The following is a 21230-nucleotide window of genomic DNA, read 5'->3' on the forward strand; positions in this document are numbered from 1 at the left end:
CTTGTAAATTATTGCAGTTTTAGTTTAAGCTCAGTAAAGCCTATCTATATTCGCTGTTTTTCTAAAGTCATTTAGCGGATTAATTAACTAAAATTAGTGCTAAGCTCTCCAATTGCTTCAGCATTATTATTCACTTCAATACTTTTATTTGAAACTTCTCCTGCCAATTTAGTATTTTGCTGTGAAATACTATCGATATTGTGAATTCCTTTTGTAATTTGCTCAGCAACAACGCTTTGCTCTTCTGATGCGGTAGCTATTTGCGCAGTCATATCATTAACACTCTGAATGTTATCAATGATGTTTTGCATTGCTTGTTTAATGAGCTGTGATTCGGCTGAGCATTCGTCAGCACTCGTTTTATTACTCAGCATCACTGTATTCCAAGCGGTTAATGTCTTTTGTAATTCATCTACGGATAATTGAATTTGTTCGGTAGCACTTTGAGTTCTGCTGGCTAAAGCTCTCACCTCATCGGCAACGACTGCGAATCCTCGGCCTTGTTCACCAGCTCTTGCGGCTTCAATAGCCGCATTTAGTGCTAATAAATTAGTTTGATCCGCAATACCTTGAATTTCACTCATCACGGTAGATATCTTATCGACGTCACTAACTAATTCTGTGGCACTATTAGCTGCATTCTCTACATCGTTAGCTAATAGTTTGATTTTACTTTCACTTGTTTCAATTGTGGTTATATTTTTCAGACAGTCTGTTTGTATTTCTGTTACTTTATCATGCGCAGTGTTTGTGCTTTGACTTACGTCATTAATTGTTGCACTCATTTGAGTAATAGCGGTGGCGAATTGGCCAATATGCTCATTTTCTTCCTGAATACTATTAAGCATTTTCGTTGATGTTTGAGTGAGCTCATCTGCAAGACTAGCCAGTCTTTTCCCTGAATCATTGCTTCTGCCCAAGACTGTTTTTATCCTCGCCTTATATAGCTCTGCGGGGTAATTTATAATGCTAAGAATACCTTTGCCTAAGTATATTTGTCGTGACGGACTATCAAATGCAGATTTAGTTTTTGCCAGATGGTTAGGTATTTTTATTAACTCTTCCGAAAAAATTAATATTACCAATGCTAAAAAACCTAACAAGATAAATGTAGAAATAGGAGTGCCAACTAATGTCCAATCGAGTGCTATAGCGGCTAATGTAAAAATAAATGCGATTAAACGCTTTAATTTGATATTGGCATGTAAATCAATGACGGGCTTATCGTTATTTAATTTATCATAAAGTGCTTGCGCCTGTTTTTTTTGTTTGTCACTTGGAAGTGCTCGTACAGACTGATAGCCGATGATCGATCCATTTTCATAAAGAGGTGTTACATAGGCATCGACCCAGTAATAATCGCCATTTTTACAACGGTTTTTAACCATGCCTCGCCAAGAGTCACCACGCTTTAATTTTTCCCATAAATCATTAAAAGCAGCTTTAGGCATATCAGGGTGGCGAACTATATTATGATGTTGTCCAATTAGCTCTTCTAAGCTGTAACCTGCGATTTCACAAAACTCGGGGTTAGCGTAGGTGATCGTACCTTTTAAATCAGTGGTTGAAACAAGTTGTTTTCGAGGCGTGAAAGTACGCTCAACCTTAGTGATATGAACCATATGCTACCTTCCTTGATATATCTTTGATAAAGATTATTTGACACTGTATGTGATATAAGTCACATCTTATCGGATGTTAGATGTTATTATTGTAAAAAAATGTAATGGTTACAGTGGCTAAGATTATATTTTGTGCATGTAGTATTTAAATTAAGCAGAGCTACTGATAAAAAAAGTATAGGTGCTATAAAGAAAAACACCTGAATAGTTTCAGGTGTTTATATTGTTAAAGCTTGAATAAGCTTCTTGATGTTATATAAAAGCTTATTTGTAATAGCCTAAGCAAGCTTCTACTTCATTTTTTGAACCCATGATCACTTCAACACGTTGGTGAATATCACTTGGTTCAATATCCATGATGCGGCCTTCGCTCGTCATGGCTAAGCCACCGGCTTGTTCAATTAAAAAACTCATTGGATTAGCTTCATACATCAAACGTAACTTGTATGGCTTTTCTGGATTACGATTATCGCTTGGGTAAGTAAATAGTCCTCCACGTGTTAATACGCGGTGAATATCACCGACCATAGCGGCAATCCAACGCATGTTGAAGTTTTTACCACGTGGACCGGTATCACCGGCAAGTAAGTCGCTAATGTATCTTTGCATTGGTGCTTGCCAAAAACGTTGGTTTGACATGTTAATCGCAAACTCTTGCGTATCTTGTGGTACTTGTACGTTACGTTCAACTAATAAGTAGCCGCCGTGAGTGCGATCTAGTACATAGAAGTGAGTACCACTACCCGTTGTCATCACCAACATTGTTGACGGGCCATAAAGCACATAACCAGCACAAACCTGGCGATTACCTGATTGCTTAAACATATCAGGGTCAGATGGTTCAGCATCTTCTGGAGCTTCATGAATTGAGAAAATAGTACCAATTAAAGAATTGATATCGATATTTGAACTACCATCTAGTGGATCGAATGAAACAAGAAACTTGCCATTTTTATCGCCGCCTACTGAAGTATCTTCTTCCTCTGATGAAATTGCTTTTACAAAACCTGACTCTAACAAAATATCTTTAAATAATTCATTGGCAACTACATCAAGTTTCTTTTGTACTTCACCTTGAATGTTTTCGTCCAAAGTTGAGCCCATTAAGCCACCTAAGTGCGCTTGGCTGACACGAAATGAGATTTCTTTTGTTGCAGCTAAAATAGTTTTTATTAATGAAATTAAATCTAACGGTACATTATCTTCACGTAAAGCGGGAGCTAGTCGTTGCATCGGGTTACCTAATTACTTTAGAGTCACACTCTTTTTACAGAGTAAATTGTATATTGTATTTAATTTTCGATGTGATGGTGTACTATCATCACATCGAAAGTTGCTTTAGTTAATTTTGAAAGTCCCCTAGGAAATTTTCAAGGTTACTTTTAAGTCGATTATAACAAGAATAAGAGTATTTTCAGTACTTCTAATAATTTAATTTTACAGACTGCAAGGATATGGAATGAAGTTCTTCATTAGGCTAATGGTTTTATTTTTCTGCTGTTCGCTGTCAATACAAGTGCAAGCACAAGCAGAAACAACTTATGCCGAATTTATTAAAGACAAGCAGTATCACCAAGGTTACTTCTCTTTTTATCTTGATGATAAAACTGGAAAAGTATTTTTAGAAATAGAAAACTTTCAACATGAGTTTTTATTTCAAAGTGGCTTGCCGCATGGCGTAGGTTCTAATGATATTGGTTTAGACCGTGGACAATTGGGCGATACACGTTTAGTGCGTTTTGAAAAAGTAGGTGAAAAAGTATTTTTACGCCAGCTTAATACTTATTACCGCGCTGATACTGATAATAAACTTGAGAAACAAGCCATTGATGAAGCATTTGCTAGCTCAATTATTTGGGGCTTTAAGGTAAGCAAAAATTCGGCAGATAACAATAAAACCCTTATTGATTACACGCCGTTTTTATTGTCAGATATTCATAATTTATCTGAGCAGTTAAAGCGAATGAAGCAGGGCAGTTACAGTATTGATGCAACACGCAGTGGTGTTTATGCAAAACGTACAAAAGCGTTCCCGAATAATACTGAATTAGAAGCAACCGTTACTTATAAAGGCTCAAAAGCCGGCGCTCATTTACGCTCAGTTACTCCTGATGCTTCAGCCGTTACCGTGAATTTACATCATTCTTTAGTCAAGTTACCGGATGACGGTTATAAAACTCGTCAATTCCATCCTTACAGTGGTTTTTGGGAAAACTCATATGCTGACTATGCTAGCGCTATTGATGAGCCTTTAATCAAACGAAATATTTCTCGCCATCGCCTAAACAAGAAAAATCCACAAGCAAAAGTTAGTAAAGCTGTTGAGCCTATTATTTATTATTTGGATGCTGGCGTTCCTGAGCCAGTTAAAAGCGCTTTATTAGATGGTGCTCGTTGGTGGGATCAAGCATTTTCTGCTATTGGTTATGAAAATGCTTTTCAAGTGAAAATGTTACCCAGTGACGCTGATCCGATGGATGTACGTTATAACGTAATTCAGTGGGTACATCGTGCTACACGCGGTTGGTCGTATGGCTCTTCGGTTATTGACCCTCGTACAGGGGAAATTATCAAAGGGCATGTTACGTTAGGATCCTTACGCGTACGCCAAGACTATTTAATTGCACTAGGCTTAACATCACCTTTTAAAACCACTGATACCGATACCCGTGCGATGAAAGAAATGGCACTAGCACGTATTCGTCAACTGTCTGCGCATGAAGTAGGGCATACCTTAGGCATTGCCCACAACTTTGCTGCCAGCGTTAACGACCGAGCATCTGTTATGGATTATCCGCACCCGTTGATCACGATTAAAGATGATAAAATTAGCTTAGAAAATGCTTACGCAGAAGATATTGGTGATTGGGATAAGTTCGTTATTGCTTATGGCTACGCTGATATTGAAAAAACGCAAGAAGAACAATGTCTTGCAGAGTTAGTTAAATCGACTCAACAGAAAGGATTAGAGTATGTTTCCGATCCAGATGCACGCCCGAAATCAGGATCGCATGCAACTGGGCATTTGTGGGATAACGGTAAAAATGCTGCAGTTGAGCTAACTCGAGTATTAGAGGTTAGAAAGCTTGCCTTAGAAAATTTTGGTTTGAACAGTATTCCTGTTGGCACTCCAATGTCAGAACTGGAACAGGTATTAGTGCCAATTTATAATTTTCATCGTTTTCAAGTGGAAGCTACTGCTAAGCTTATTGCCGGTGTTGATTACGGTTATCAGTTGCGAAGTAAAGAATTTACTAACCAGCAAAAAATGGTTTCAGGTAAGTCGCAACATGCAGCACTTAAAGCTCTGTTGTTAACCTTATCACCTGATACTTTAACTTTACCAGCTGAAATTACCGCGTTAATTCCACCAAAAGCTTATGGCTACAGTCGTAACCGAGAAAGCTTTATTAGTAATACCGGTTTAACGTTTGATCCAATAAGTGCAGCAGAAGCTAGCGCCAAGCATACTTTGTCATTACTGCTTAATGCAGAGCGTTTAGCGAGGCTACAACAACAAACCATGCTTGATGATGATATCCCTTCTGTTGGGCAGTTATTTAACGAGCTTATTGATGCGACGTTACAAGCAGATGCTGAAAAATCTACCGCATTATTGGTACAGCAACGCGTAAACCAGCAATTGGTAGAGCACTTATTAGCGTTGTGGCATAGCCAAAATGTAGTGCCTGAAGTGCGAGCTGAAGTATATTTAACCTTAACTGAGTTATCACAATGGTTAAGCGATAAGCGTAGCACGAGAAAGTATAAAGGCTCTCGCGCCCAGTTCACTTTATTAGCAAATCAAATTAATTACAGTTTAAGCCATGACAAGTTATCTACGCCGGTATCGAAAATAAAATTACCGCCAGGCTCCCCGATTGGGAGCTCGCTTTAACTTATTGAATTTAAATTAAATGATGAGGCGTCTGACTAATAAGTTATTAGAGTGAGAGATTAGGCCGAGAAAGGGAAATGCCTATCGGAATTTGCTTTTCTGTGTCAGGTTGATTAACGTGATCGAGATATTGATAATGCAATGTTTTATTAATGTCTTTTGGTTGGCATAGCGTATTATTTACTTAATATGCGGCTAAAGTTGAACTTAATAGAAGTGAAGAAAAATTATTAATCTTACTCAGTAAACTACTTTGTAAATAGTCGAGGATTATAAATGACAAATATTGGCATAAAAATAAAAATTTTTATATTAATGACTGTACTGATTATTTTCACTGTATTAACAACAACATTCATCATTAGTAGCAACGTGGAAGTGCTAAGCCGAAAGCTTAATTTACAAATAGCTGATGAAACAGCCCATCATTATGCCTCGAAAGTTAAATTGGTACTTGAAAAAGCGATGGAAAGCTCACAACTATTGGAAATAAATTTTTGGCAGGCTCGCCAAGCGAAAGTAGATCGACAATTCTTAGATAAAGCACTGATTGATACTATACGTCACGATGATAATATTTTTGGTACTTGGATGCTTTGGGAGCCTAATGCCTATGACAAGCAAGATGATTTGTTTGCCAATAGTCAAGGGCATGACGAAACAGGGCGAGTAAACTCATACTGGCATTGGCAAGGAAAAGATATCATTAATGAGCCCAACCAAGGTTGGGAAAAAAGCACCTGGTACAATAACCCAAGAAAAAGAGCAAAAGAAACGTTAGAACAGCCCTATTTTTATCAAGTCTCTGATACTAAAGTTTTGCTTATTAGTACTATTCAACCGATTGTTCATGATGATGTATTTTATGGCGTTATTGGTGTTGATGTTGATTTAGCCTCTTTGCAAGAAATAGTTAACAATTTGACGGTAATGGGGACCGGTTTTTCAACATTAGTAGCGAATAACGGTATGTATGTAGCACACCCAGATAAAGCACTGATCGGCCAAACTGTCAATGAAGCAGAAATTAGCAGTATTCAATTGGGTCAATATCAGCAAAAATTTGTTTATGCTGATGCAATTGAAGAGTTATCTTATCAAGTGTCTATTCCTATCTTTGTAGGGGAAACAGCAACCCCTTGGGCTTTTATTGTCACTATTCCCTTGAAGAAAATTGTTAGCTCTGGTGATGATATAAGCCAAACGATATTCTACATCAGTATTATTTCAGGTTTAATTATGTTGATAACGTTACTTGCTTTTGTTGAGCGATTTATCGCACCAATCGCTAAAATCACCGCTCAATTTAAGGCCGCGGTTAAAACTAATGAGGGAATTATTCCTTATGTTCAGCCATCTTCTAAAGATGAAGTAGGTCAACTAGCAGAGACTTTCAATCTCATGGCATACGATGTTAATAACTCGCATGAAAGGCTTAAGTTGGTTAATGATGAGATTTTTAAATTAAATGCTGAGTTAGAAGGCAGGGTGAAAAGTAGAACCCTTGAATTGGAGAGGTCTTTAGAGCAACAGCAAAGTATGCAAAGTCAATTAGTTGAATCGGAAAAAATGGCATCTCTAGGGCGATTAGTTGCAGGTGTAGCCCATGAACTAAACACACCAATCGGCATTTGTGTAACGGCTAATTCTTTATTACTTGACGATATAATCAAATTAAAGCAATCCGTTATAGATGGAGATCTAACTAAAAATCGTATTAAGCAGTATTATGATTCGACGATTGAAACCGGCAAGTTAATTGAATTTAATCTCTATCGAGCTTCTGAGCTTATTCAAAATTTCAAAATGGTTTCTGTTGATGTTTCATCCAATTCTACGTATACCTTCAATTTAATTGAATATATTCATAAAGTACTCAAAAGTTTGCATCCGGTTACTTCGAAAACAAAGCACCATATAGAGATTATTGAACGAGAAGAAATAGAGGTAACCTGTGATCCCGGTGATATTTCACAAATAGTAACCAATATAGTGATGAATGCGATAACGCATGCATTTACAGCCACTAAACCAGGGAATATCACTATTGATGTGGTACGGAAAAATGATGATATTCATATGGAGTTTAAAGATAATGGTGTAGGCATGACAAACGCAATAATAAATAATGTATTCGAACCTTTTTTTACTACAAACAGAGACAATGGTGGTAGCGGGTTAGGTATGCATATTGTTTACAACATTGTAGTACAAAAACTGAGAGGAACGATTAAGTGTGATAGTGATGTCAGCGAAGGGGCTTGTTACACCATTATATTTCCTATAAAACGAGAGTGATGCTCACCCTATTCGAAGGTATAGTTTTAGGGCAACCTAAATGTCATACATCTATGTATGTAACGCATGACTAGATTTCTAGCTACAGCTGGGCCTAAAAGGGCCATGTTAGATGGATTGATTCTAATATTATAAAAACTATATTATTAGATTAATAGTTTGGGGCTAATCGTTTTTTGACTTGCTTAATCTAGTACTTCTAAATCGCTAAATATAAAGGAGTTTGGGTGCAATTTACCCTGTTAGCAAGCCAAATTAATTACAGTTTAAGTCATGAAGCTGTCTACACCAGAGTCTAAAATAAAGCACCGATAGGTTCTTCTGTTGGTGCTTACTAATAATAAGCTAGTGAAAGGATTATAAATGACTAAAAGTGATTTATTTAAGGTTGCTTTATTAGGCGTGCCATTTGATGACAATTCTTCATTTGAACGAGGGCCAGCTTTAGCGCCTAATGTTATTCGTAATGTGTTGAGTAATGGTTCGTTAAATGGCTCTACGGAATTAGGTGTTGATTTAAGAGCATCTGAACGATGGCTTGATGTTGGTGATATTAATGTTGCTACGTCTGAAAACTTCATCGTGGCAATTGAGCAGCGTTGTGATCAGTTGTTGTCTAACAATACTCGCTTAGTGACTTTAGGTGGTGATCACAGTATTAGTTACCCAGTGCTAAAAAGTTATCGTAAACACTTTGATCAGTTGACGATATTGCATATTGATGCACATTCAGACTTATATGACTCGTTCAAGGGGAATCGTTATTCTAATGCTTGTCCTTTTGCACGCGTAATGGAAGACGGGCTCTGCGAGCGATTAGTACAAGTTGGCATACGAACACTGAACCTGCATCAAGAACAGCAAATTGCCAAGTTTAGTGTTGAATCATTGGAAATGAGGCACTGGCCATTATCACAGCCTTTGGTTTTTGAACATCCGGTGTATTTATCACTTGATATTGATGGTATCGATCCAGCCTTTGCGCCTGGAGTTTCGCATCGAGAGCCCGGAGGGCTAACAACGCGTGAGGTTATCAACATGATCCATCAAATTAATATGCCTTTAGTAGGCGCTGATGTTGTTGAGTTCAATCCGAACAAAGACATCGATAATATGACCTCGCAGCTAGCAGCAAAGCTGGTGAAAGAAATTGCCGGTAAAATGTTGTTAGGTGCGATTTGATTAATGGTAAGTCATTATCCGTTTGCGCCTTTACACAATAGAATTAAAAAACGGCGCTGAAAAGGAAGGAGTTCAGCGCCGTGTTGTGCAATTGGCACTTAGTAATAAGTGTACTGCGCACAAAGTTGACTATTTGGAGAATAGTGGAGCTAACTATAAAGCTTCTGCATTCAAAGTTTTTTGATTTATATTCGATTCAATCGATTCTTTTAAATCTTTTTCATTGGTTGAATTTAGTTGATTACTTGTGGCCTTTAATTTATTGGGCCGAGCTAGAACCACTAGATTGCCAATAACAATAAAAGCTAAACCTGCAACGGTAAAAGGTGTCCATGAAAAATTTTCAACAAGCGTAGAAATAATCACGGCAACAGCAGGGAACATAATTGATGCATAAGATGTCTTATGTGTACCAATACGGTTAAGTAATGTTAGGTAGCAGCCAAACGCAATAACAGAGCCAAATATTGATAAGTAAAGTAATGAGCTAACGTAAGAAAATGAATAATCAAAGTTAAAGCTTTTACCTTGTATAATTGCCACCAACGCCATAAATATTGAGCCATAGAGCATTCCCCAGGCATTTGCCGACATCAGAGGTAAGTTTAGTTTTTGGTTTCTCATTGATAGCATATTACCGGTAGAAGCAAATAGCGTTCCTGTGACACATAGCCCCAAACCTAGTAGTGTTTCAGCACCTAATTTTGTGTCATTAATTTGCGGCCAAAAAAGCGTGACTATACCTATGAGCCCAAACGCACCACCAAGGTAAACTTGCTTGGTTATTTTAGTGCCGTACCAAATCCTGGCATTAAAAACGTTAAAAAACATGATGCTTGAAAAGGCAATACAAGTGAGCGCCGAATTAATGTGCTGCTGCGCCGAATAGAGCAAATAATAATTAAAGCCAAATAGCGTGATGCCAAAAAGCGCAAACTGTATATGGTTTTGCAATGAAAACTTCAAAGGTAAGTGTTTATATTTACAATAAGCAAATAGAATAAGTGCAGCTAGCCCAAAGCGATAGACTATTGATGCCTCTGCAGCAACATCGCCTAATTGGAAGTTGATGGCAATCCAAGTTGAGCCCCAGATAACAACTGTAATGATGTATAGAAATGTGTTGTTCATAACAATCCTATGAAATAAATCGGAAAGGGATAGCGAGCTAATTTCTCGCTATCAGGCTTGTAAATTACTTAACCTAAGTTCAGGTTATTTATTGTTGCAATGTCGGTTATCAACAGGCACTTTATTAACATGAGAAGACAAAGCAACTTGAGTTTCATGGCTGACAAGTTGAGTGCCAAACCCTCTACTCGACAATGTGGTGATCCATTTCTTCAATATTGTTTTTGCGATATATGCAAATGTCATGTGCCTCTCCTCGTTGGTTGTTAATACTGACTATTGGTTATTTATTTCCGTTCTAAATAAATTGTTTATCTTGATGGATAGACAGTTTACTGATTTTTTGTTTTAATAACATACACAGAGAAACGAAAATGCAACCTATACAGTTATGCGATTAGTTGATAAATCAGCACCGGAGTTTTTATACCAACAAGTTATCGACTTTGTTGAACACCAAGAAAAAATTGGTGCCTTGCGCGCAGGCGATAAATTGCCAAGTTTGCGTAAGTTAAGCCGACAATTTGAGATCAGTGTACCAACGGTCAAGCAGGCTTATGTTGAGCTTGAACGACAAGGTACTATTTCTGCTCGTCCTCAATCGGGTTATTATTTAAAAGCGAAACAAGCACGAACACTGCTGCCCCGAAGAGCAAAGTGGGCGAGCTGTGAGCCGGCAGAGATATCTTGTCGAAGTTTAATTGAGCAAGTTTATGATGCGGTACATATGCCTGATTCAGTCGCATTAGGCATCTCTAACCCTGTACATGCTCATCCGCCTGATAAAGCACTGGCAAGATTAATGCGCTCAGTGCTAAGCCGAGTATCTGAAAAGGCGGTGAGTTATGGGCCGGTAAATGGTGACCCTAAGTTACGGTTGAGTTTGGCTTGTCGCTATCAAGAACAAGGCGTGTTGGTAAACCATGATGATTTAATTATTACCAATGGTGCACAAGAAGCTTTATCAATTGCATTACAATGTGTTGCTGAAAGAGGCGATGTTATTGCTGTTGAGTCGCCTTGTTACTTTGGCTTAATTGAACTTATTGAAAGCTTAGGTATGAAAGCGTTGGAAGTTTATACCAGCCCTGAAGATGGTGTTTGTGTTCCAGAATTAGCCAGTGTTATTAAACAGCATTCGGTTAAAGCCTGTTTATTTTCCACGGCGATTAATAACCCGCTGGGTTCTATGATGACAGATGCGCAGCGAAAAAATATGGTCGAGCTACTTGAAGCCAATAATATTCCGCTTATTGAAGATGAAGTTTACAGCGATTTGTATTTTACCGAGCGTCGGCCGACTTCAGCACAGCTGTATTCAGAAAAAGGCTTAGTACTGACTTGTTCTTCTTTCTCTAAAACGGCTGCACCAGGCTACCGAGTAGGTTGGTTGCTACCGGGACTATTTGAAGAAAAAGCCAAGCGTATTAAACGTGCGCAGTCTTGCTCTACACCTATGTTACAGCAATGGACATTAACTGATTATTTAATGAGTGGTGAATACGATAGGCATTTACAAGTATTACGTAAAACCTTGCGCTATAACTGCGAACGTATGCGGGCATTAATTGCTCAGCATTTTCCAGAACAAGTGTGTATTTCTAAGCCGCAAGGTGGCAGTGTGATATGGGTGCGATGTCGCTCTCATGTTGATACTAGCCAATTTTTCAGCCAAGCGATTAAGCAAGGTGTTAGTTTTGCACCAGGTGAAATATTCTCCCCGTCAGGTAAGTATAAGAACTATATGAGAATAAGTTTTGGTGTGCAGTGGTGTGAACGTATTGATGAAGCCATTCAAACACTTGGTAAATTAGTACACCAATATCCTGATGCGTAATCGCTTGGGTGTTTATGTTAACTGAGAATAAAATTTACAGACTACAAATGAGGACAAATATAGAGTGCCAAATAACTCGACACAATTATCATTAAAATTTCTATTACCGTTGCTGGCGGCAATCATCGCAGTTTCTCCGCTAGCGATAGACATGTACTTGCCGGCACTGCCTAAGTTAGCTGAACATTTTTTCACGCAAATGCCTTTGGTACAAAATAGTTTAAGTATTTACTTATTTGGTTATGCCGCAGGTATGCTAGTTTTTGGCCCTATGGCCGACAAACACTCTCGACGTGGTTTAGTGATGCTAGGACTGACAGGGTTCATCCTGACAACACTAATGCTTACATATGCGCAAAATATTGAACAGTTTATCGCGTTACGATTTTTGCAGGCTTTTATTGGCAGTGCAGCCACGGTAGTGGTGCCCGGAATTATAAGCCAACTGTATGGCAAAGATACGGCAAAAGGGCTTTCTTATGTCAGTATGATCATGATGATGGCGCCTATGATTGCCCCAAGTATAGGTAGTGCGTTGCTGCTGCATAGCTGGCAAATGATTTTCTACGTCCTGGCTATTTATGCTCTGTGCATTTTTATTTGCAGCTTTTATTTTTTACCAGAAGTTAAGTCAGTAAAAAAACGTGAAGAATTTAGTATTATTCAACGTTATAAAATAGTGTTTAGTAATAAAAAGGCGCGTTTAGATCTTATTTCTTCAATGATGGTTTCATTAGCTTTTTTTGCCTACATTACTGCTATTCCATTTGTTTATTTAACGGTATTTAAGGTGTCTGAATTTACTTTCAGTATTTTATTTGGCTTGAATGTATTTGCTTTAATGAGCGCACATTTTATTAATACTCGCTTAGTGACGAGAATTGGTTCACGAAAAATGCTCAGTTATGGTGTTTTGTTGTCAATAACTGCAGCGACAAGCTTGTTTTTAGCAAATATTTTGTCATTACCTTTGCCATACCATGTTGTAGCAATTCTGCCGTTAATGGGCAGTTTATCGATGATTTCGGTCAATGCTAATGCGCTGATTCTGCAAGAATTTACTGAGCATACAGGCACTGCAACGGCGGTAAATGGTACTTTGCGTTTTGGTGTTGGTGCTTTAGCTGGGCCAATATTAGCGGTGTTTTATGATGGCAGTGCACTACCATTTGCGGGTTTAATGTTAGTATCTGTTTTTGGTGTGCTGGTTTGCCAGCTAATACATAAAGTTATTGATAGAGAACAATTAGTATGAAAAATATAGCAGTAATTTTATCAGGATGCGGGGTTTATGATGGCGCCGAAATACATGAGTCAGTGCTAACATTGCTAGCGATTGAACAAGCAGGGGCAAAATATCGTTGCTTTGCACCGAATATTAATCAGCATCATGTTATTAATCATGTAACGGGTCAGGTTATGGAGCAGGAGCAGCGAAATGTGCTCGTTGAGTCGGCTCGTATTTCTCGTGGTGATACTGAAGACTTAACTGAGTTTTATATTGATGAATTTGATGCCTTGATTGTGCCTGGAGGTTTTGGTGCGGCAAAAAATTTATCTGACTTTGCCATTAATGGCGAAGCTATCGCCGTTAATGAACAGGTATTATCAGTATGCCAAGCATTTGCAAAAGCGAAGAAACCAGCGGGATATATGTGCATTGCGCCAGTAATGATCCCGCTAATCTACGGTAAAAACGCTACAGCAACTATTGGCAATGATACCGCACTTGCTGAATCATTAAATAATATCGGCTTGGTTCATCAATGCTGTGAGGTTAACGATATCGTTGTTGATGAAGAGCGACAATTAGTGTCAACACCTGCCTATATGCTAGCAACGTCATTGGTTGAAGCTGCAAGTGGTATTAACAAGTTAGTTGAAAAAGTGCTTAAAATGGCAGATTAACTATTTAAAATAGCCTAAATAGCTTATACCCAAACTACTTGAAACTACATTTTCAAGTAGTTTGAATATATTAATACGATTCATTCAATGAATGACAATATCAGGTATAAGCTAATTGCTAGTTTGTGTTTTTTTCACTTCTGCAGCTGCTTTTAATTCTACTTGTTGTAAACGCCATTTTTTACGCTCAGCGTAATAATGATCCCACACACAAGGGTTACAAGAGCCACCTCCACAGCAATCGTCATCTGCAGGAGGGTTAGGTTTTTCTATTAAATCAGTCATATTCTTAAATCTTTCATACGTAATCAGCATTGCTTTATCACAATGATATCACGACATAGCGTTTATCTTGAGCATAACAGCTCATTCACATCCATGTGATCGCTTAATACCGCCATCCGGGCATAACAGCTCATTCACATCCATGTAATCGCTTAATACAGTTCATCCTGAACATAAAAAAGCCCTGCAGTGCAGGGCTCATATTAAAAACTAGCTAAAGCTTTATTCAGTTTCAGCTAATTTCTTTTCTAGGTAGTGAATGTTAGCACCACCATTAACAAAACCTTGATCATCTAAAATGTCTTGATGCAAAGCAATGTTAGTTTTAATGCCGTCAATCACTAATTCGCTTAAGGCATTACGCATGCGAGCAATGGCTACATCACGGTTATCGCCCCAAGTGATCAATTTACCAATCATAGAGTCGTAGTGTGGTGGAACAGAATAATCAGCATAAATGTGAGAATCCCAACGTACGCCTAAACCGCCCGGTGGGTGGAAGCGTGTAATTTTACCCGGTGAAGGGATAAAAGTACGTGGATCTTCAGCATTAATACGACACTCTATTGAGTGACCTGCTATTTTAATATCATCTTGGGTGTAAGATAATGGCTGGCCAGCAGCAACACGTAATTGCTCTTTGATCAGATCAACACCAGTGATCATCTCGGTTACAGGGTGCTCAACTTGAATACGAGTATTCATTTCAATGAAGTAGAACTCACCATTTTCATACAAGAATTCAAATGTACCTGCACCGCGGTAGTTAATATCGATACAAGCTTTACAACAACGTTCACCGATTTTAGCGCGCATTTCAGGTGTAATACCTGGTGCTGGAGCTTCTTCAACCACTTTTTGATGACGACGTTGCATTGAACAATCACGTTCGCCTAAATGGATTGCGCCACCTTGACCATCAGCCATGATTTGAATTTCAACATGACGAGGATTTTCAAGAAATTTTTCCATGTAAACCATGTCATTTTTGAAAATAGTACCGGCTTCTTTTTTAGTTAGCGCAATAGAGTCGACTAATTCTTCTTCGCTGCGCACAACACGCATACCTCGACCACCACCGCCACCAGCAGCTTTAACAATAACAGGGTAGCCAATGCGTTTAGCATGGGCTTTATTTGCTTCTTCGTCATCGTTTAATGGGCCATCTGAACCTGGAACACAAGGGACACCTGCTACTTTCATTGCTTTTATAGCGGCAACTTTGTCACCCATGATACGAATGCTTTCTGCTTTAGGACCTATAAAAGCAAATCCTGAATTCTCCACTTGCTCGGCAAAGTCTGCATTTTCTGCTAAAAAGCCATATCCAGGATGAATTGCAACAGCATTTGTTACCTCTGCCGCTGTTATTATTGCAGGGATATTAAGGTAACTTTCAGGTGCCGATGGCTTGCCAATACAGATGGTTTCATCAGCTAATAAAACGTGCTTTAAATTTCTGTCGGCAGTTGAATGCACAGCAACTGTTTTAATGCCTAATTCTTTACATGCACGTAATATTCTTAGTGCAATTTCGCCTCGGTTGGCGATAACAACTTTATCTAACATAGAATGACCCTTATGCGTTGATGTATATGGGATTATTCAATGATGAATAGCGGTTGATCGAATTCAATTGCATCTTCATTTGACGCTAAAATTTCTTTGATTACGCCAGATTTATCAGCTTCAATTTGGTTCATCATTTTCATGGCTTCAAGGATACATAATGTATCACCAGCATTAACATGTTGACCAACTTCAACAAAGGCTGGAGCATCAGGGGAAGCAGAAGCGTAGAAAGTACCAACCATTGGAGAGCGAACAAGGTGACCTGATAATGCTGGAGCTGCTGCAGGTGCCGCCGCAGTCGCAGGTGCTGCCGCCGTTGGTGCCGCTGCGATAGGCGCAGCTTGCATTATAGGAGCTGCTTGTACTACTGTGCTGCCACGGCTTATACGCACAGACTCTTCACCTTCAGAGATTTCTAGTTCATTAATTCCAGACTCTTCAACTAACTCAATTAACTTCTTTATTTTGCGAATATCCATTTGAATACCTTTTAATATTTATTAAATTTATGTTTTGAATGATTAAAGTGATTAAGATACTTTAATTACTATTTTTTGATGTGAGCAATGGCTGCTTGTAAAGCAAACTCATAGCCACTGGCACCTAAGCCACTAATAACGCCAATCGCGATATCTGATAAATACGAATGTTGTCTAAATGCTTCACGTGTATGAACATTTGATAAATGTACCTCGATAAACGGGATGCTCACTGATAACAATGCATCTCTAATTGCGATACTTGTGTGAGTAAAGGCCGCTGGATTTATAATAATAAAATCTACTTTTTCGAAGCTGCGATGAATTTCATCAATCAAAACATGCTCTGCATTTGATTGACAATGACTTAGTTCAACGTTTACCGAATTGGCAATACACTGTAAATTTGTCATAATCTCAGTCAATGATAATGAACCATAAATGGTCGGCTCACGCTTTCCTAACATATTCAAGTTAGGGCCGTTTAATATTAAAATGTTAAACTTAGTGGTCATCTTCGGTAAAAACACCTTTAACGTTGGCTTGTATCATTATCATGTCATGTTTAGATACGATTTTGTATGGAAATTAGTGAAATATCGTATTTAATACAGTTAGGCGATTATTATAGTGTTTTCGCAGAATATAGCAGCAAAATACTGGTCTAATCACTTGGGTGGTAAATTAAGATAGGATATTTATTGTAAGTTGACATAAGTTTACTAAACTAAATTTTATAGGAATTTTAATTAATTCATTGATTTAACTCTGACGTAAGGTATTGTCGTTAGGGTTAAATGTTGTCATGTCGTTCTATGTTAAAAACAAGGATGAAGTTATTAAAACCATATTTATTCGAATTGCTTTTGTTATCTTGCTCTTCTCCCCCCAAGTGGAAGCAATAAATATTATCTCAAATATAACAGCAGACACTGCTTTGCTGTCAACAACACAGTTACGCCGAATATACTCTATGCGTCAAGCGCACTGGAAGAATGGCACGCCTATTGTGGTCTTTGTTTTGGCTAGTAAAGATCCACTTCATCAAAAATTTTGTAAAGAACAGTTACGACTATTCCCTTATCAGCTCGATCGTATTTGGCATAAGTTGACATTTTCGGGTTATGGCGTAGCCCCCATTCAAGTTGCCAATGAAAGTGAGCTGATCAAGGCGGTGAAATCAACTAAAGGTGCTATCGGTTATGTGGAAAATCTATTGGAGGTAAAAGATGTTAATGTCATTAAAATTAATGATTAGATCATCTAAATTATTTTTTTATTTTGTGAGCTCCGTGTGTAGCGTTTACTTTGCTTTTAATGCCAATGCAGCAAAAATACCAGATGAATCATTACAAGTGCATGGTTTTGTGGCGCAAGGAGTGATTGACGCCAATAATAGTAATTTTATTAATGCAGATGAAAGTGTTTCACTTGAATTAACCGAGATTGGACTTAATGCCTCATATCAGCTTAATGATGATTTTCGTATTGCAGGTCAAGTTGTCTACTTAAATGGTGGTAATCGTTATCATGCCGGTCCTCGTTTGGACTACCTGCTTTTAGAGTGGGATGCTTTTCACAATGAGTCATGGCAAGCGAGTTTTTATTTTGGTCGTGTGAAAAACAATCACTGGCTATATTCGAGTACTCGCGATATTCCTTTTGCTAGGCCATCAATTATCATTCCGCAAGTAGTTTACTTTGATGGTTTTCGTGATATAGCGGTAGGTGGCGATGGCGCTGCAGTAAAATTAAGCTACAGTGATGACAGCCTTGGAGAGATTGATTTTAACTTTAGCCGAGGGAAAAGTACGATTTCCAATAAGCAAGCAGATGTTATTCTTGGTGACCTTTCTACTGGAGAGTTTGGGCATGATTTAGATTTACAGGCCAGTGTATATTGGCGGCCAGCAAACTCACAATGGCGATTTGGATTCTCTGCGCTCGACTCCACTTTTAACTATGATAGCGGGAACCTTGATAACTATTCGGATGGAAGCTTTACTTTTCAATTTTACACTGCCAATGCGCTATATGAAGGTGAGTTTTGGGAGTTTACTGGAGAATTATTTCAAGAACGATTTATAACTAAAGACTTCTATTTTTCAACCTTTAAACGTGATGAAGTAGGGCAAGGTTATTACCTACAAGCTCGCTATAAACTGCAAAAAGATCTCTCAATAATGGCGCGGCATGAGCGTTTTTACAATAATAAAGAGGATAAGAATGGTAGCAAGTTAGAGCAAAATACTGGTGGATTAGTGCCGGCGTATTTTGGTTTTCATAATGATACGGTCATTGGCTTATCATATGATTTTTCGAGTGACTTTAGGGTAAATGCCGAATATCACTGGATGCAGGGTGCTGCAAGATTATCTCCGATTGTACAACCTGATCCTGTTGCCAATGGCAGTAAAAACTGGCAAGTTTGGGCAATTCAATTGATGTATTGGTTTTAGCTATGAAAACTAGGTTTGTCAGCGTTTCAACAAAGTTTTTTATTCTCGTTGTTAGCGCGTTGATGTTACTAAGCTTTGCCATTTCAATGTTATCAATATCTCGCCTTGATCAAGAGTTTGTTCAATATCAAAACAATCAGTTACGTCAAGGAGAAGCACAATTTGATATGCAAAGTCGGATTGTACGAGAGCAAACTCGTAACTGGCTAGAGTCTTTTACTGACCTTATCCATTTAAAAGAGAAAACTGATTTCTCCTTAGCGGCAAGTGCACTTGAGCAACAATTTGATGCTTTACAGATTAATCAAAACGTTGAGTCTTTATGGCTGACATCTGAGCAAATGCACCCTATATTTCAATCTGCACCCTTATCAAAACAGGTATTAGGCAGCATCAAGCGTGTTGTTCAAACTAATGCACCAGATTACCAGTTAAGCTGTGTCCAAGAGTGTTTTCAGTTAGTTTCAGTGCCCATTTTAAATGCAAAAGGGAATATGGCAATTGTTTCAATGTCTATCTCATTCGTTGATGTTATTTTTGCTATTAATCAAGCGCTTGAAAATCAAGTGGCGATTGTAGTATTTGACAAGCAGCAACAAGTTAAATTGGCGAATGCAAGAATTATTACTTCATCTGCACCTCAGTTGATGAAGATCTTATTTGCTAATCACCAATCACAAGAATTGCTATTAAATGTTAAGCAAGAAGGAGTGCAAATAGAACATAACGGCAAAAGTTATTTAATAAGCCTTTTGCCGCTAGCAGAATCGAACACACAAAACTTTTTCATGGCACAAGTTGATGACGTTAGCTCTTTTACCGAGAAGTACCTTGACTATCGTTTGCAGTTTTTACTTTCTGCTGTTGCAATACTTATTGTTATAGCCTTACTTGTTTATTTTGTTGCTGGCCCTTTTACCAAGAGACTATTGCTATTGTCAGATATTCTTCCGCTATTGGCGCGAAAAGAATTTGAGCAATTTCGAAAAGTTAAAGTAGCCCCATCAAAAGTTTTTCTTGATGAAGTGGATGTTTTAATCAATGCCACAACGGAGTTGAGCTATGAACTCGAACAGTTAAATACAGAGGTCACCCAGAAAACGCAAGAATTAGAAAATATTGCTATGTATGACTTATTAACAGGTCTACCTAATCGCAATATGCTCAGTTACCAGTTGCGAAAAGTATTAAAAAGTGCCTCTCGAGAAAGTCGTAATGTTGGCGTTTTATTCTTAGATCTAGATGACTTTAAAAAAGTAAATGATACTCATGGCCATGGTGAAGGGGACAAGTTACTGATTGAAGCAGCCAACCGCATTAACTTGAGTGTGGCTAGCAGCGATATCGTTTGTCGCTTTGGTGGCGATGAGTTTCTTATTTTACTTAATGAAAATATCTCATTAGATACAGCAGAAGAACTTGCAAAAGCGATTTTAAAAAGTTTTCAACAGCCGATTAAAGTTAATAGCAGTTTATTTTATGTTAGTTGTAGTATTGGCATTGCAATGACTGATGGGGAGTTAATTCAAGCGAGTGAGCTCATTAGCCATGCTGATATTGCTATGTATGAAGCAAAAGACAATGGAGGTGATCAGTACTTTGTTTACCAAGGCGGTATGTTCCAACGTGTTGCACACCGAGTAATGATGGAAAGCGAAGTAAAGCAAGCTCTGGCGAAAGGGCAGTTTAGCTTAAGTTTACAACCTCAATTAGCTGCTAAAACCAATAAAATACATGGTTTTGAAGCACTTTTACGTTGGCAGCACCCTGAGCGAGGTATGGTATCGCCAGATGACTTTATTCCAATCTTAGAAAACTCAGAACATATGATTGAACTTGGTTACTGGGTTATAAGACGATGTTTTGAGCTTTATCAAGAAATGAAGACTGTTGGTTTAGCTGATATCACTATCGCCATTAATCTTTCTGCAGGCCAATTTGCTGATGTTAAGTTGCTTGATTACTTGAAGGAGCTCCTTGAAGAGTTTGATTTATCCGCGAGTAACTTTGAACTTGAATTGACAGAGCAAATTTTAGTGAAAGATATTGATAAAGCTATTGAAACCATGAGTGCCATGCGCAGTTTAGGTTTTAGTTTTGCTATTGATGATTTTGGTACCGGTTACTCTTCTTTGGCATACCTAAAGCGTATGCCAGTTGATGTGATCAAAATAGATAAAAGTTTTGTTTTTGGCATGCTAGAAAATCATGCTGATTTTCAAATCATTATGTCGACTATTGCTATGGTGAAAAAGTTGGGACTAACAGTCATTGCTGAAGGTGTAGAAACTCAAGCACAATTACGTAGCTTAACTGAGCATGACTGCGATCTTATACAAGGCTATTACTTCTCGAAGCCTATCCCTGAAATTGAGTTATTTGACTTTATTAATCGACAAATTATTGATGGTAAGTGGAAAGCTTTTATTAATTCAGACTCAACGGTTAATTAGTTTTGTATTGAATATATTATTAACTTTTATTGGTGTGTGTTGATGTTTATGCAATTTTAAGTCATGAGAATACAGGCAATTAAACTGTTTATTTTGGGTAATAAAA

At 38.0% G+C, this 21230-nt stretch carries 17 protein-coding genes; 9 read left to right on the forward strand and 8 right to left on the reverse strand.

The features are described from left to right. Positions 1-83 precede the first annotated feature (83 nt). Together B7C41_RS09845 and B7C41_RS09850 are read right to left on the reverse strand one after the other, a co-directional pair. Complete coding sequence (locus B7C41_RS09845; RefSeq protein WP_085298766.1) at positions 84-1622, reverse strand: methyl-accepting chemotaxis protein; 1539 nt, start codon at positions 1620-1622, stop codon at positions 84-86. A 264-nt stretch (positions 1623-1886) separates the two neighbouring features. Beyond that, positions 1887-2855, reverse strand: coding sequence for a class 1 fructose-bisphosphatase (locus B7C41_RS09850; protein WP_085298767.1), 969 nt, complete (start codon positions 2853-2855; stop codon positions 1887-1889). Positions 2856-3081: 226 nt separating this feature from the next. Between B7C41_RS09850 and B7C41_RS09855 the strand changes: the two genes are divergently transcribed. From B7C41_RS09855 to speB, 3 genes are all read left to right on the forward strand, one after another. After that, positions 3082-5520, forward strand: coding sequence for a zinc-dependent metalloprotease (locus tag B7C41_RS09855; protein ID WP_085298768.1), 2439 nt, complete (start codon positions 3082-3084; stop codon positions 5518-5520). Between the two features lie 276 nt (positions 5521-5796). Beyond that, positions 5797-7818, forward strand: coding sequence for an ATP-binding protein (locus B7C41_RS09860; RefSeq protein WP_085298769.1), 2022 nt, complete (start codon positions 5797-5799; stop codon positions 7816-7818). A 363-nt stretch (positions 7819-8181) separates the two neighbouring features. Continuing rightward, positions 8182-9000: an agmatinase gene (gene speB, locus B7C41_RS09865; protein ID WP_085298770.1), complete on the forward strand. Its 819-nt coding sequence runs from the start codon at positions 8182-8184 to the stop codon at positions 8998-9000. A 153-nt stretch (positions 9001-9153) separates the two neighbouring features. On the opposite strand, the gene B7C41_RS09870 is transcribed toward speB, so the two are convergent. Together B7C41_RS09870 and B7C41_RS20155 are read right to left on the reverse strand one after the other, a co-directional pair. Next, positions 9154-10131, reverse strand: coding sequence for a DMT family transporter (locus tag B7C41_RS09870; protein ID WP_085298771.1), 978 nt, complete (start codon positions 10129-10131; stop codon positions 9154-9156). Positions 10132-10215: 84 nt separating this feature from the next. Continuing rightward, entirely contained in the window at positions 10216-10377 is a 162-nt protein-coding gene (locus B7C41_RS20155; RefSeq protein WP_158089111.1) for a hypothetical protein, read from the reverse strand. A 145-nt stretch (positions 10378-10522) separates the two neighbouring features. Here B7C41_RS20155 and B7C41_RS09875 point away from each other — a divergent pair, with 145 nt between their 5' ends. The 3 genes from B7C41_RS09875 (at position 10523) to elbB (ending at position 13876) form a co-directional block, all read left to right on the forward strand. Further along, entirely contained in the window at positions 10523-11968 is a 1446-nt protein-coding gene (locus tag B7C41_RS09875) for an aminotransferase-like domain-containing protein (RefSeq protein ID WP_085298772.1), read from the forward strand. A gap of 64 nt (positions 11969-12032) precedes the next feature. After that, on the forward strand, positions 12033-13223 hold the full coding sequence (locus B7C41_RS09880) for a multidrug effflux MFS transporter (RefSeq protein ID WP_085298773.1): 1191 nt from the start codon (positions 12033-12035) through the stop codon (positions 13221-13223). Beyond that, positions 13220-13876, forward strand: coding sequence for an isoprenoid biosynthesis glyoxalase ElbB (elbB, locus tag B7C41_RS09885; RefSeq protein WP_085298774.1), 657 nt, complete (start codon positions 13220-13222; stop codon positions 13874-13876). The genes B7C41_RS09880 and elbB overlap by 4 nt, the downstream gene beginning before the upstream one ends. A 111-nt stretch (positions 13877-13987) precedes the next feature. On the opposite strand, the gene B7C41_RS09890 is transcribed toward elbB, so the two are convergent. The 4 genes from B7C41_RS09890 to aroQ form a co-directional block, all read right to left on the reverse strand. Beyond that, entirely contained in the window at positions 13988-14161 is a 174-nt protein-coding gene (locus tag B7C41_RS09890; RefSeq protein WP_085298775.1) for an oxidoreductase-like domain-containing protein, read from the reverse strand. Between the two features lie 222 nt (positions 14162-14383). Then, positions 14384-15730, reverse strand: a complete 1347-nt coding sequence (gene accC / locus B7C41_RS09895; RefSeq protein ID WP_085298776.1) for an acetyl-CoA carboxylase biotin carboxylase subunit — start codon at positions 15728-15730, stop codon at positions 14384-14386. Between the two features lie 32 nt (positions 15731-15762). Then, positions 15763-16212, reverse strand: coding sequence for an acetyl-CoA carboxylase biotin carboxyl carrier protein (gene accB, locus B7C41_RS09900; RefSeq protein ID WP_085298777.1), 450 nt, complete (start codon positions 16210-16212; stop codon positions 15763-15765). Positions 16213-16280: 68 nt separating this feature from the next. After that, positions 16281-16727, reverse strand: coding sequence for a type II 3-dehydroquinate dehydratase (aroQ, locus tag B7C41_RS09905; protein ID WP_085298778.1), 447 nt, complete (start codon positions 16725-16727; stop codon positions 16281-16283). 290 nt (positions 16728-17017) lie between these two features. On the opposite strand from aroQ, the gene B7C41_RS09910 reads away from it, so the two are divergent. Genes B7C41_RS09910 through B7C41_RS09920 form a run of 3 tightly spaced genes read left to right on the forward strand, consistent with a single transcriptional unit; the run spans position 17018 to position 21124 of the window. After that, complete coding sequence (locus B7C41_RS09910) at positions 17018-17470, forward strand: hypothetical protein (RefSeq protein WP_085298779.1); 453 nt, start codon at positions 17018-17020, stop codon at positions 17468-17470. A 34-nt stretch (positions 17471-17504) separates the two neighbouring features. Continuing rightward, positions 17505-18671, forward strand: coding sequence for a hypothetical protein (locus tag B7C41_RS09915; protein ID WP_143764369.1), 1167 nt, complete (start codon positions 17505-17507; stop codon positions 18669-18671). A gap of 2 nt (positions 18672-18673) precedes the next feature. Continuing rightward, positions 18674-21124 carry a bifunctional diguanylate cyclase/phosphodiesterase gene (locus tag B7C41_RS09920; protein WP_085298781.1) on the forward strand — a complete coding sequence of 817 codons (2451 nt, stop codon included), beginning with the start codon at positions 18674-18676 and terminating at the stop codon, positions 21122-21124. The last annotated feature ends 106 nt before the right edge of the window (positions 21125-21230 follow it).

It is taken from the genome of Cognaticolwellia mytili, from assembly GCF_002104475.1.
Taxonomy (GTDB): Bacteria; Pseudomonadota; Gammaproteobacteria; order Enterobacterales; family Alteromonadaceae; genus Cognaticolwellia; species Cognaticolwellia mytili.